The 12,561-nt window shown below is 74.4% G+C and carries 11 protein-coding genes and 1 rRNA gene; 10 read left to right on the forward strand and 2 right to left on the reverse strand.

All coding sequences use genetic code 11. The features are described from left to right. Positions 1 to 170: 170 nt before the first annotated feature. Positions 171 to 287, forward strand: a 5S ribosomal RNA gene (rrf, locus tag QK440_RS39385). 1,214 nt (positions 288 to 1,501) lie between these two features. Then, positions 1,502 to 2,305: a tetratricopeptide repeat protein gene (locus QK440_RS39390; RefSeq protein WP_282798085.1), complete on the forward strand. Its 804-nt coding sequence runs from the start codon at positions 1,502 to 1,504 to the stop codon at positions 2,303 to 2,305. Between the two features lie 99 nt (positions 2,306 to 2,404). Here the strand turns inward: QK440_RS39390 and QK440_RS39395 are convergent, their stop codons facing one another. Beyond that, the gene (locus QK440_RS39395) at positions 2,405 to 3,682 is read right to left on the reverse strand and encodes a DUF1015 domain-containing protein (RefSeq protein WP_282798076.1); all 1,278 of its coding nucleotides are present in this window, start codon (positions 3,680 to 3,682) and stop codon (positions 2,405 to 2,407) included. Between the two features lie 71 nt (positions 3,683 to 3,753). Here QK440_RS39395 and QK440_RS39400 point away from each other — a divergent pair, with 71 nt between their 5' ends. From QK440_RS39400 to QK440_RS39415, 4 genes are all read left to right on the forward strand, one after another. After that, a complete protein-coding gene (locus QK440_RS39400) occupies positions 3,754 to 4,794 on the forward strand; it encodes an HAD-IIA family hydrolase (RefSeq protein ID WP_282798077.1) in 1,041 nt (346 codons plus the stop codon). A 261-nt stretch (positions 4,795 to 5,055) separates the two neighbouring features. Beyond that, positions 5,056 to 6,099 (forward strand): iron chelate uptake ABC transporter family permease subunit, encoded by a 1,044-nt coding sequence (locus QK440_RS39405; RefSeq protein ID WP_282798078.1) that lies wholly within the window; start codon positions 5,056 to 5,058, stop codon positions 6,097 to 6,099. After that, positions 6,096 to 7,124, forward strand: a complete 1,029-nt coding sequence (locus tag QK440_RS39410; RefSeq protein WP_282798079.1) for an iron chelate uptake ABC transporter family permease subunit — start codon at positions 6,096 to 6,098, stop codon at positions 7,122 to 7,124. The genes QK440_RS39405 and QK440_RS39410 overlap by 4 nt, the downstream gene beginning before the upstream one ends. Positions 7,125 to 7,236: 112 nt before the next feature. Beyond that, positions 7,237 to 8,043 (forward strand): ABC transporter ATP-binding protein, encoded by an 807-nt coding sequence (locus QK440_RS39415; protein ID WP_282798080.1) that lies wholly within the window; start codon positions 7,237 to 7,239, stop codon positions 8,041 to 8,043. A gap of 26 nt (positions 8,044 to 8,069) precedes the next feature. Here the strand turns inward: QK440_RS39415 and QK440_RS39420 are convergent, their stop codons facing one another. Then, positions 8,070 to 8,417: an SCP2 sterol-binding domain-containing protein gene (locus QK440_RS39420; RefSeq protein ID WP_282798081.1), complete on the reverse strand. Its 348-nt coding sequence runs from the start codon at positions 8,415 to 8,417 to the stop codon at positions 8,070 to 8,072. 42 nt (positions 8,418 to 8,459) lie between these two features. Here QK440_RS39420 and QK440_RS39425 point away from each other — a divergent pair, with 42 nt between their 5' ends. The 4 genes from QK440_RS39425 (at position 8,460) to recN (ending at position 12,462) form a co-directional block, all read left to right on the forward strand. After that, positions 8,460 to 8,804: a hypothetical protein gene (locus tag QK440_RS39425; protein ID WP_282798082.1), complete on the forward strand. Its 345-nt coding sequence runs from the start codon at positions 8,460 to 8,462 to the stop codon at positions 8,802 to 8,804. A gap of 7 nt (positions 8,805 to 8,811) precedes the next feature. Then, positions 8,812 to 9,627, forward strand: coding sequence for a TlyA family RNA methyltransferase (locus QK440_RS39430; protein WP_282798083.1), 816 nt, complete (start codon positions 8,812 to 8,814; stop codon positions 9,625 to 9,627). After that, entirely contained in the window at positions 9,624 to 10,529 is a 906-nt protein-coding gene (locus tag QK440_RS39435; RefSeq protein ID WP_282798084.1) for an NAD kinase, read from the forward strand. Before QK440_RS39430 ends, QK440_RS39435 begins: the two co-directional genes overlap by 4 nt. Before the next feature lie 214 nt (positions 10,530 to 10,743). Beyond that, positions 10,744 to 12,462 carry a DNA repair protein RecN gene (gene recN / locus QK440_RS39440; protein ID WP_282798086.1) on the forward strand — a complete coding sequence of 573 codons (1,719 nt, stop codon included), beginning with the start codon at positions 10,744 to 10,746 and terminating at the stop codon, positions 12,460 to 12,462. Positions 12,463 to 12,561: the final 99 nt, after the last annotated feature.

Below are 12,561 nucleotides of genomic sequence, written 5' to 3' on the forward strand. Positions count from 1 at the left end.
AGTTGACTGGTACTAATAGGCCGAGGGCTTGTCCTCAGTTGCTCGCGTTCACTGTGTTGGTTCTGAAACCACGAACAGCCGTGTCGGCTGAACAATCACTACCTAACTGAAGAGAGTGCTTGTTCGCTGCCCTGTTTGAGGTCCCGCTTCGCGGCGGGAATTCATAGGGTTTCGGTGGTCATAGCGTAAGGGAAACGCCCGGATACATTCCGAACCCGGAAGCTAAGCCTTTCAGCGCCGATGGTACTGCAGGGGGGACCCTGTGGGAGAGTAGGACGCCGCCGAACAATTTTTGGAGGACCCTTGGTCCCAGCGTTCACGCTGGGACCAAGGGTCCTTTTTGTTTTGCCGAGGAGCGCAGACCACGCGGCTGCGTCAGAATGACTGCGGTACCGAAGACTAGGAGTCACCGATGTCCACCAACTCTCCCGACGAGCGTCCGGAGCGCGACCAGCGCCGCCGGGACGGTGGTGACCGGGGCGGATACCGCAGCGGACCGCGCCGCGACAACGACCGCGGGTTCCGTCGCGACGACCGCGACCGTGGTGACCGAGGCGGCTTCCGCCGCGATGACCGGGACCGCGACCGTGACCGTGACCGGGGTGACCGCCCCGGCTTCCGCCGCGACGACCGGGACCGTGGCGACCGCGGTGACCGTGGTGGCTTCCGCCGGGACGACAACCGCGGCGGCGGCTTCCGCGGCCGCGACGACCGCGGCCGCGACGACCGGGACCGCGGTGACCGGGGTGGCTTCCGGCGTGACGGTGACCGCCCCGGCTTCCGTCGCGACGACCGTCGTGACGACCGTGACCGGGGCGATCGCGGAGGCTTCCGCCGCGATGACCGGGACCGCGGCGACCGCGGCGACCGTGGCGGCTTCCGCCGCGACGACCGCCGGGACGACCGGCGGGACGACAGGCGCGACGACCGCCGCGATGACCGGCGTGACGACCGTGACCGGGGCTTCCGCCGTGATGGCGACCGGCCGGGCTTCCGTCGCGACGATCGCCGGGACGACCGCGACCGCGGTGACCGTGGTGGCTTCCGCCGGGACGACAACCGCGGCGGCGGCTTCCGCGGCCGCGACGACCGCCGTGACGACCGCGACCGTGGCGACCGCAGTGACCGGGGTGGCTTCCGGCGTGACGGTGACCGTCCCCCCTTCCGTCGTGACGACCGGGACCGCGACCGCGACCGTGGGTTCCGGCGCGACGGCGACCGGCCGGCCTTCCGCCGGGACGACCGGCGGGATGACAGGCGGGATGACAGGCGCGACGACCGCCGCGACGACCGCGACCGCGGCGACCGGGGTGGCTTCCGTCGCGACGACAACCGCGGCGGCGGCTTCCGTGGCCGCGGGCCGGGGCGTGACGACAGCCGTGGACGTCCGGGCGGCGGCTTCCGGGGGCGTGACGACCGGGGTCGTGACGACCGGGGCGGGTTCCGGCGTGACGACCGCCGTGATGACCGGGAGCGCGGCGACCGCGAGCCGATCAAGCGGCTGCCGATCCCGGAGGACGTCACCGGCGAGGAGATCGACAAGGACGTACGGCAGGAGCTGCAGAGCCTGCCGAAGGGCCTCGCCGACGACGTCGCCAAGAACCTGGTGATGATCGCCAGGCTCATCGACGAGGACCCCGAGCAGGCCTACGGGTACGCGAAGGTCGCGCTGCGGCTCGCGTCGCGCGTCGCGGCCGTGCGCGAGGCCGCGGGCTTCGCGGCGTACGCGAACCAGAAGTACGGCGAGGCGCTCGCCGAGTTCCGGGCCGCGCGGCGCATGTCCGGCGGTGTGGAGCTGTGGCCGGTCATGGCGGACTGCGAGCGCGGCCTCGGGCGGCCCGAGAAGGCCCTCGACATGGCCGGGGCGCCCGAGACGCACAAGCTCGACAAGGCCGGGCAGGTCGAGATGCGGCTCGTGGCCGCCGGGGCGCGGCGCGACATGGGCCAGCTCGACGCGGCGATCGTCACGCTCCAGAGCCCCGAGCTGGCGTCCAACGCGGTGCAGCCGTGGACGGCCCGGCTGCGGTACGCGTACGCCGACGCCCTGCTCGCGGCCGGCCGTGAGGACGAGGCGCGGGAGTGGTTCGCCAAGGCCGTCGAGTCCGACAAGGACGGCAGCACCGACGCGTCCGACCGGCTCGCCGAGCTGGACGGCGTCGAGTTCGTCGACGCCCTGGCGGCGGACGCGGCGGACGACGACGTACCGGTGGAGCGGGAGGACGACGAGGCGCGGACGTCCGCCGACGGCGACCGCGACGGTGCCGTGGACGGCGTCGTCGACGGCCGGGAGCGGGACGAGGACTGACGACCGGTGCCCACAGCAGGAGGGCAGCGGTAGCACAGGGGCGGACTTCCGAGCGGAGGTCCGCCCCTGCGTCGTGCCGTACCGGCGTACGGGGAGTGTCTAGAACGCCAGGTCGCGGAGGACGACGCCGGTGGCAGGCTTCGGGCCGAAGGACGTGGACTTGCGGGGCATCGTGACGCCTTGGCGGGCCAGGTCGCGGACGACCTCCTCGCGGACGGGGTGCATGAGGACGGCCGTGCCGCCCTCGCGTTCGGCCTTCTCCACCGTCGCCTCCGTGTGGTGGATGTACGCGATGTGCTCGGGCGCGTCCGGGATGTGCCAGACGTGGTCCAGGAGCGTGGCGTGCAGGACCGTCGCGTCGAGGGTGCGCCAGGCCTCCGGGCGGTCGGCCGGGACCGTACGGGCAAGGAGGTCGGGCGACGGGCGGTCCACGAGGTGGAAGGCGCCGTCTCCCGCGAGGAGGAACGCGTTGCCCTCCGCGGCGGCCGCGGCCAGCGTGTCCATGGCCTTCGGAAGCGGGCACTCCAGCGTGCGGACGCGGAAGGAGCCGGTCAGGGACGCCAGGGCGTCGGCGACCGGCAGGCGGTGGAGGTAGCGGTGGATGGCGCGGACGCGCAGCGGATAGCGGGCCGTGTCCACGAGCAGGACCAGGCCGAAGTCCCAGGGGCTCGGCGACGCGTGCTCGCCGCGCAGCCGCAGGTAGGTGGCCCAGCGGTGGTGGCCGTCGGCGATGAGGGCCTGGTGGCGGGCCAGATCTGACCGGATCTCGGCGATCTCCGCCGGGTCGGTCACCGCCCACAGCCGGTGGTGGAAACCGTCCTCCGTGGTCGTCGAGAGCAGCGGCTTGTGGTGCACGGCGCGGTCTATGGCGGCGTTCGCACCGCCCGCCCCGGTGTCGCCGCGGTAGGTCAGGAGCAGCGGTTCGAGGTTCGCCGCCGTCGCGCGCATCAGGGCGGCGCGGTCCTCGATGACGTGCGGCATGACGTCCTCGTGCGGCAGGACCACGCCGTCCGCCGGCGCGGACAGGCGCAGCGCCCCGATGATGCCGCGCTGCAGGATGTCGCCGTCGTGCTGCTCGTACACGTACAGGCCCGGCAGCGGGTCCGGGGCGAGGACGCCCTCGCCGAGCCAGTCGTGCAGGGTGTCGGCGGCCTGCTGGTCGCGGGCGGCCTGGGTGGTGGCCTGCGGCAGGATGAGGCGGACGATGTTGTGCGGGTCGGACGACTCCAACTCCAGGAGCCCGTCGGGCCGGACGACCACGTCGTACGGGGGCGAGGTCACAGCGGCGAGACCGCCGACCCGCTCGGGGTCGTAGCGCACACCCCGGAACGGGATCAGGTCGAGGCCGTGGACGTCCGTGTGACCCGCTGTGTTCATTAGTGCATCGTAAGTGTGCCGATGACATGCGCGATGATCGGTGTAGTGGATCTCACGAGGAGCGATACGTAATGAGCCAGACCCGCGGCCAGAGCGCCCGAACCCGGCCCGACGGCAGTACGCGCGCGCTGCACGAGGCCTACGACACGGCGCTGCTGGACCTGGACGGAGTGGTGTACGCGGGCGGGCACGCGATCGCCCACGCCGTGGAGTCGCTGGAAACGGCCCGCTCGGCCGGTATGCGCTTGGCGTACGTGACGAACAACGCGCTGCGCACCCCGGACGCGGTGGCCGCGCACCTCACGGAACTCGGCATCCCCGCCGAGGAGACGGACGTGATCACCTCGGCGCAGGCCGTGGCGCGGCTCATGAGCGACCAACTCCCCGAGGGTGCCCGGGTGTTGGTCATTGGCGGCGAGGGGCTGCGGGTCGCTCTGCGTGAGCGGGGCCTGGAGCCCGTCGAGTCCGCGGACGACGCGCCGGACGCGGTGGTGCAGGGGTACGGCGGACCCGACCTGCCCTGGGGGCGGTTCGCGGAGGCCTGTTACGCGATCGCGCGGGGTGTGCCGTGGTTCGCGTCCAACACCGACCTGACCATTCCCGGCGCCCGCGGGATCGCGCCGGGCAACGGGGCCGCGGTGGAGGTCGTGCGCATCGCCACGGGTGCCGAGCCGCAGGTGGCGGGCAAGCCGCTGCCTCCCATGCACCGGGAGACGATCCTGCGGACCGGGGCGGAGCGGCCGCTGGTGGTCGGGGACCGGCTCGACACGGACATCGAGGGCGCGTTCAACGGCGGCGTGGACTCGCTGCTCGTCCTCACGGGCGTGACGGACGGGGCGCAGCTCCTGGCCGCGCGGCCCGAGCACCGGCCCACGTACGTCGACGCCGACCTGCGGGGCCTGCTGACCGGGCAGCCCGAGGTGGTGGACGCCGAGCGCGGCGTCGCCTGCGGGGGATGGGTCGCCGCGGTGCGGGGGGACGCGCTGGTGGTCGAGGGCGAGGGGCCCGCCGTGGACGGGCTGCGCGCGCTGTGCGGGGCGGCCTGGGCGCACGCCGGGGAGGGCGTCTGCGACCTGGACGCGGGGAAGGCGCTGTCCCGGCTGGGGCTGTGAGGGCCCGCCCGGGGGGGGAGCCGAGGAGGCGTGGCCCGGGGAAGCCGTGGACCCGCCCGCCGTGGACCCGCCCGCCGTGGGCCGGGAAGCCGTGGACCCGTCGGGCAGGGGAGCCGTGGTCCGAGGAAACCGTGTACCAGCCGTGGTCCGAGGAAACCGTGTACCAGCCGAGGGCGGGGAGCCGCGGGCAGGCGGAGGGGTGAAGTCCTGCGGCAGGGGACGTCGGCCGAGGCCAATGGGAGGGTAGGCTAACCTAACCGCGTGTTGGTCGACAGTCCCCCCGAACCGAGCGCGGACACCGCTCCCGCGCCGCCCGCCCGCCGCGTCCTGCGCGGCGCCGGGCTCGTGCTCTCCGCCGTCCTGCTGCTGGCCGTGGTCCTCGCCAGCATCGCCGTCGGCGCCAAACAGCTCTCCCTGGGACAGGTGTGGCACGGCCTGTTCCAGGACTCGGGGACGTACGCCGACGTCGTCGTCGGCGAGCGGGTCTCGCGCACCCTGCTCGGACTCCTCGCCGGTACGGCGCTCGGCCTGTCCGGCGCCGTCCTGCAGGCGCTGACCCGCAACCCGCTGGCCGACCCCGGCCTGCTCGGCATCAACATGGGCGCGTCCTCCGCCGTCGTCACCGCCATCAGCTTCTTCGGCGTCACCTCGCTGAGCGGCTACGTGTGGTTCGCCTTCGCGGGGGCGGCGATCGTCGGTGTACTCGTGTACACGCTCGGCGGCACCCGCAGCGCCACGCCCGTGCGGCTCGCGCTCGCCGGTACGGCCCTGACCGCCGCGCTCTCCGGCTATCTGCAGGCCGTGATGATCACGGACAACGCCGCGCTCGACAAGATGCGCTTCTGGACGGTCGGCTCCCTGGCCTCGGCCAAGACGGACACCATCCAGCAGGTGCTGCCCTTCCTCGCGGTCGGCATCCTGCTCGCGCTCGGCCTCGCCCGGCCGCTGAACGCCCTCGCCATGGGCGACGACACCGCCCGCGCCCTCGGCGCCCACCTGACGCGCACCCGCGCGCTGTCCATGGCCTCCGCGACCCTGCTGTGCGGGGCCGCGACCGCCGCCTGCGGGCCCATCATGTTCGTCGGCCTGATGGTGCCGCACGTGGTGCGCTCCTTCACCGGGCCCGACATGCGCTGGATCCTGCCGTACGCGGCGCTCCTGTCGCCCGTGCTGCTGCTCGGCGCCGACGTGCTCGGGCGCATCGTGTCGCGCCCCGCCGAACTCCAGGTCGGCATCGTCACCGCGGCCGTCGGCGCCCCGGTCTTCATCTTCCTGGTACGACGGCAGAGGATGGCCAAGCTGTGAAGGCGATACGCACCCGGGGCGGCCTCTCCGTCCGCCTCGACCTCCGCACGGCCGTGGTCGTGGCACTGCTCGTGGCCGCCGCGCTGGCCGGGGGCGTCGTCCTGATCGGCACCGGCGACTTCGACATCCCCGCCGCCGACGTCGTCCGCACCCTCTTCGGCCAGGGCGACGCCGGGCAGGACTTCATCGTCAACGAGCTGCGCCTGCCGCGGGTCCTCGTCGGCCTGCTCGTCGGCGCGGCCCTCGGGCTCGGCGGCGCGCTGTTCCAGTCCATCGCCCGCAACCCGCTCGGCAGCCCCGACGTGCTCGGCCTCGGCCAGGGCGCCACCGCGGGCGCGCTCCTGGTGATCGTCGTCTTCTCCGGCAGCGCCGCGCAGGTGGCGGGCGGGGCCCTCGTCGGCGGCCTGGTCACCGGCGCCGCGATGTACGTGCTCGCCTGGAAGCGGGGTGTGCACGGCTACCGCTTCGTCCTCGTCGGCATCGGCATGAACGCCTTCGCCGTCGCCCTGAACGGCTATCTGCTCACCAAGGCCGACTTCGTCGACGCGGCGCGCGCCGTCGTGTGGATGACCGGCTCCCTCACCGGCCGCGACTGGGAGCAGGTCTGGCCGCTGTTCTGGCTGTGCGTCGTGCTGCTGCCCCTCGTCGTCGCGCACGCCCGTCCGCTGCGCATGCTGGAGATGGGCGACGACGCCGCGTACGCGCTCGGCGTGCCCGTCGAGCGCACCCGCCTCGTCCTGATGGGCTCCGCCGTGCTGCTCACCGCGGCCGCGACCGCCGCCGCCGGACCCGTCAGCTTCGTCGCGCTGACCGCGCCGCAGCTCGCCCGCCGCCTGACCCGCTCGCCGGGGCCGAACCTGCTGCCCGCGATGTGCATGGGCGCCACCCTCCTGATCGTCTCCGACTGGGCCTCGCAGCGGGTGTTCGGCGCGGACCAGCTCCCCGTCGGCGTCGTCACCGGGGTGCTCGGCGGCGTCTACCTGCTGTGGCTGCTCGTCACCGAGCGCAAGGCCGGGCGGATATGACACCCCGCCCCGCCCTGTGCCGGCTCACGGCACCGCGCCGCGCCGCCGCCCGGGTCACGGCACCCCGCCCCGCCCCTTCCCCCGTACCACCCCGCTACCAGGAGCGTGCCCTGTGAACCGGCTCATCGCCGACCACGTGACCCTCGGCTACGACCAGCGCGTCATCGCGGAGAACCTCTCCGTCGAGATCCCCGACCACTCCTTCACGGTCATCGTCGGCCCCAACGCCTGCGGCAAGTCCACGCTCCTGCGCGCCCTGTCGCGGATGCTCAAGCCCACGGCCGGACACGTACTCCTGGACGGCGACCTCATCCACGCCATGCCCGCGAAGAAGGTCGCGCGCACGCTCGGCCTGCTGCCGCAGTCGTCCATCGCGCCCGACGGCATCACCGTCGGCGACCTGGTGGCCCGCGGCCGCTACCCGCACCAGGGTCTGCTGCGGCAGTGGTCGGCCGACGACGAGCGGATCGTGCGCGAGTCCATGGAGTCCACGGGCGTGGCCGAACTCGCCGACCGGTACGTGGACGAGCTCTCCGGCGGCCAGCGCCAGCGCGTGTGGATCGCGATGGCGCTCGCCCAGGAGACGCCGCTGCTGCTGCTCGACGAGCCGACCACGTACCTCGACATCCAGCACCAGATCGACGTCCTCGACCTGTGCGCCGAGCTGCACGAGGAGCGGGGCCGCACGCTCGTCGCCGTCCTGCACGACCTCAACCACGCCGCCCGCTACGCCACGCACCTCATCGCCCTGCGCGACGGCGAGGTCCTCGCCGAGGGCGCGCCCTCCGACATCGTCACGGCCGAACTGGTGGAGGCCGTCTTCGGCCTGCCCTGCCAGGTCATCGACGACCCGGAGACCGGCACGCCCCTGGTGGTCCCGGCGGCCCGGCGCGCCCGCAGGACGGCCGCCGCCTCCTGAGCCGGGCGGCCGGGCCCGGGCCGGTGCTACAGCAGCTTCCTGAGCCGCAGCAGGTCGCGGAAGCCCGCGTCCAGGCGGACGCGGCCCGCGCCCCACGCCTTGGCGAAGTTCAGCCGCCCGTCCACCAGGGCGACCAGGTCGTCGCCCGACAGGGCGAGACGGATCTCGGCCTTCTCCCGCGGGGGCCCGGGGTGGTGGCCGTCGACGTCGATCCGGCCCTGGCGCAGGCGCCCGGTGAAGGTGACGTCCATGTCCGTCAGGTGGCAGCTCAGGGATCGGTCGAGCGCCGCGGCGGCACGTACGTCGCCGTCCGCGCCCGCGAGGTTGTCCGAGAGGGTGTCGAGTGCGCTGCGGCACTCAGCCAAGGTCGCCATCGTGATCGACGGTACCGCAGGGCTTCGATGTAGCGTCGTGCCATGAGCGACTCGACGCCGGGCCCGGAGCCCGAGTCCCCCGAGCTTCCCCAGGTCGCGCAGGAGGCGGGAGCCGCGGTGCCGCCCTCGTCCGGCGCCGCCGGGGACGCCTCGCAGGAGCCCGCCGCGCCCGCCCCCCTGGGCGTGCCGCGCGACCCCACCGGGCACGCGGACGTGGACGCCTTGCTCGACCGGCTGGGCGACGCCGACCACCTCGCCACGGACGGCCACGTCGAGGTGTACGAGGATGTCCACCGGGGCCTGCGCGACGCGCTGACCGCGCTGGACGCACCGCAGGGCCCTCCCGCGCCCCGGCCGGGAACCCCGCAGACGTACGACAGGAGCTGAACCGAACGTGGCAGGAGTGGCACGCCGCCGCCTCGACGCCGAGCTGGTGCGCCGGAAGCTGGCGCGCTCGCGCGAGCACGCGAGCCAACTGATCGCCGCCGGGCGCGTGACCGTCGGCAAGGCCGTCGCGACCAAACCCGCGACCCAGGTCGAGACGGCCGCCGCGATCGTCGTCGCCCAGGACGACGGCGACCCCGACTACGTCTCGCGCGGCGGCCACAAGCTCGCGGGCGCCTTCGCCGCCTTCGTGCCCGAGGGTCTCGTCGTCAAGGGGCGGCGCGCGCTCGACGCGGGCGCCTCCACCGGCGGCTTCACCGACGTGCTGCTGCGCGCCGGGGCCGCGCACGTCGTCGCCGTCGACGTCGGCTATGGCCAGCTCGCCTGGTCCCTGCAGAGCGACAGCCGGGTCACCGTCAAGGACCGGACGAACGTGCGCGAGTTGACGCTCGACCTCATCGACGGTGTGCCCGTCGACCTGGTCGTCGGCGACCTCTCCTTCATCCCGCTCGGGCTCGTGCTGCCCGCCCTGGTGCGCTGCGCCGCCCCCGACGCGGACCTCGTCCTGATGGTGAAGCCGCAGTTCGAGGTCGGCAAGGAGCGCCTCGGCAGCGGCGGCGTGGTCCGCTCGCCCGAGCTGCGCGCCGACGCCGTGCGCGCCGTGGCCCGGCAGGCGTGGGACCTCGGGCTCGGGGTGCGCGGCGTGACCGCGAGCCCGCTGCCCGGGCCCTCCGGCAACGTCGAGTACTTTCTGTGGCTGCGCGCCGGGGCACCGGAACCGGACCCGGCGGACGTCGACCGAGCCGTGGCGGAGGGGCCCCGTTGAGTCAGACCCGAGCTCGTACCGTTTTCCTCCTGGCGCACACCGGGCGGCCCGCGGCCGTCCGCAGCGCCGAACTCGTCGTGCAGGGCCTGCTGCGCAGCGGCATCGGCGTACGGGTCCTGGAGGCGGAGGCCGTGGACCTGCCGCTGCCGGACACCGTGGAGCTCGTCAAGGAGGCCGAGCCGGCCTGCCTCGACGGGTGCGAGCTGCTCATCGTCCTCGGCGGTGACGGGACGCTGCTGCGCGGCGCCGAGTTCGCCCGCGCCTCCGGCGTGCCGATGCTCGGCGTGAACCTCGGCCGCGTCGGGTTCCTCGCCGAGGCCGAGCGGGACGACCTCGACAAGGTCGTCGACCGCGTCGTCACCAAGGAGTACGAGGTCGAGGAGCGCATGACCGTCGACGTCGTCGTGCACAGCAACGGCGACGTCGTGCACCGCGACTGGGCCCTGAACGAGGCGGCCGTGCAGAAGATGTCGGCCGAGCGGATCCTCGAGGTCGTCCTGGAGATCGACGGGCGCCCGGTGACCGGCTTCGGCTGCGACGGCATCGTGTGCGCGACCCCGACCGGCTCGACGGCGTACGCGTTCTCCGCGGGCGGGCCCGTGGTGTGGCCGGAGGTGGAGGCGCTCCTGATGGTGCCGATCAGCGCCCACGCCCTGTTCGCCAAGCCGCTGGTGACCTCGCCGAACTCCGTCCTGGCCGTCGAGGTCCAGCCGCACACGCCGCACGGGGTGCTGTGGTGCGACGGGCGGCGGACCCTGGAACTGCCCGACGGGGCGCGGGTGGAGGTGCGGCGCGGTGCCGTGCCGGTGCGGCTCGCGCGGCTGCACCAGGCGTCGTTCACCGACCGCCTCGTCGCCAAGTTCGCCCTGCCCGTCTCCGGGTGGCGGGGGGCGCCGCACTGACGCCCGCGGGGGCGCGCCCCGTCCGCCGCGGGCCTCCCGCACGGCGCCCCGGCGGGGGCACCGGCGGGGGCGCCGGCCCCCACCCCGGCGGGTGACAAGCCGCACTCCGGGGCCGTCCGCCACCTGCGCCTTCACCGAACGGCCACCTGAGGACCCCAGGGCACGTCGCACGGGACCGCCCTGACCTCGTAAGGTCTAGTGCGTGTTGGAGGAGATGCGGATACGGTCGCTCGGAGTCATCGACGACGCCGTCGTCGAGCTGTCACCCGGCTTCACCGCCGTGACCGGCGAGACCGGAGCGGGCAAGACGATGGTCGTCACGAGCCTCGGCCTGCTGCTCGGCGGCCGGGCCGACCCCGCCCTGGTGCGGCTCGGCGCCAAGTCGGCGGTCGTGGAGGGGCGGATCACCGTACCCGAGGGCGCCGCCGCGGCCCTGCGCGCCGAGGAGGCCGGCGCCGAACTCGACGACGGCGCTCTCCTGGTCAGCCGCACCGTCTCCGCCGAGGGCCGCTCCCGGGCCCACCTCGGCGGCCGGTCCGTCCCCGTCGGCGTCCTGGCCGAGCTCGCCGACGAGCTCGTCGCCGTGCACGGCCAGAGCGACCAGCAGGGCCTGCTCAAGCCCGCCCGGCAGCGCGGCGCCCTCGACCGGTACGCGGGCGACGCGGTCGCCGTGCCGCTGGCCAAGTACACGGCGGCCTACCGGCGGCTGCGGGCCGTCAGCGCGGAGCTCGACGAGATCACCACGCGGGCGCGGGAGCGGGCCCAGGAGGCCGACATGCTCCGCTTCGGCCTCGACGAGATCGCGGCCGTCGAACCGCGCCCCGGTGAGGACACCGAGCTGGCCGCCGAGGCCGAGCGCCTCGGCCACGCGGAGGCGCTCGCCTCCGCCGCCACCGCCGCGCACGCGGCGCTCGCCGGCAACCCCGAGGACCCCGAGGGCGTCGACGCCTCCACGCTCGTCGCGGGCGCCCACCGGGCCCTGGAGACCGTACGCACCCACGACCCGGCCCTCGCCGCCCTCGCCGACCGCATCGGCGAGATCGGCATCCTCCTCGCCGACGTGGCCGGGGAGCTCGCCGGGTACGCCGACGACCTCGACGCCGACCCGCTGCGGCTCGCCGCGGTCGAGGAGCGGCGCGCGGCGCTCACCCAGCTCACCCGGAAGTACGGCGAGGACGTCGGCGCGGTGCTCGCCTGGGCGGAGGCGGGGGCCGCGCGCCTCGCCGAGCTGGAGGGCGACGACGACCGCCTGGAGGAGCTGACGGCCGAGCGGGACGCGCTGCGCGCCGAGCTCGCCGGGCTCGCCCGGGCGCTGACCGAGGCCCGCGTCGAGGCCGCGGCCCGGTTCGCCGCCGCCGTCACCGAGGAGCTGGCCTCGCTCGCGATGCCGCACGCGCGCGTCACCATCGACGTCCGGCAGACCGACGACCCGGACGGCGTCGAGATCGACGGGCGCACCGTCGCGTACGGGCCCGCCGGCGTCGACGAGGTCGAACTGCTCCTGGCGCCCCACCCCGGCGCGCCGGCCCGGCCCATCGCCAAGGGCGCCTCCGGCGGTGAGCTGTCCCGCGTCATGCTCGCCGTGGAGGTCGTCTTCGCCGGCACCGACCCCGTGCCGACGTACCTCTTCGACGAGGTCGACGCCGGGGTCGGCGGCAAGGCGGCCGTCGAGATCGGCAGGCGGCTCGCGAAGCTCGCCAAGTCCGCGCAGGTGGTGGTGGTCACCCACCTGCCGCAGGTGGCGGCGTTCGCCGACCGGCAGCTCCTCGTGGAGAAGACGCACGACGGGTCCGTGACGCGGTCCGGGGTGCAGGTGCTCGAGGGCGAGGACCGGGTGCGGGAGCTGTCGCGGATGCTGGCGGGCCAGGAGGACTCGCAGACCGCGCGGGCCCACGCCGAGGAGCTCCTGGCAACAGCCAGGGCCGACACCTGAGCCCCCGCTCCCTGCCGGGGGCTCCCCAATCCCGCCCCTTCCCGAAACCCCGGGGGGGCGCCCCCGGCTCCCCCCCCATCCCCAGCGCCCGCGCGAGAC

The sequence above is a fragment of the Streptomyces sp. CC224B genome (assembly GCF_030010595.1).
Taxonomy (GTDB): domain Bacteria; phylum Actinomycetota; class Actinomycetes; order Streptomycetales; family Streptomycetaceae; genus Streptomyces; species Streptomyces longispororuber.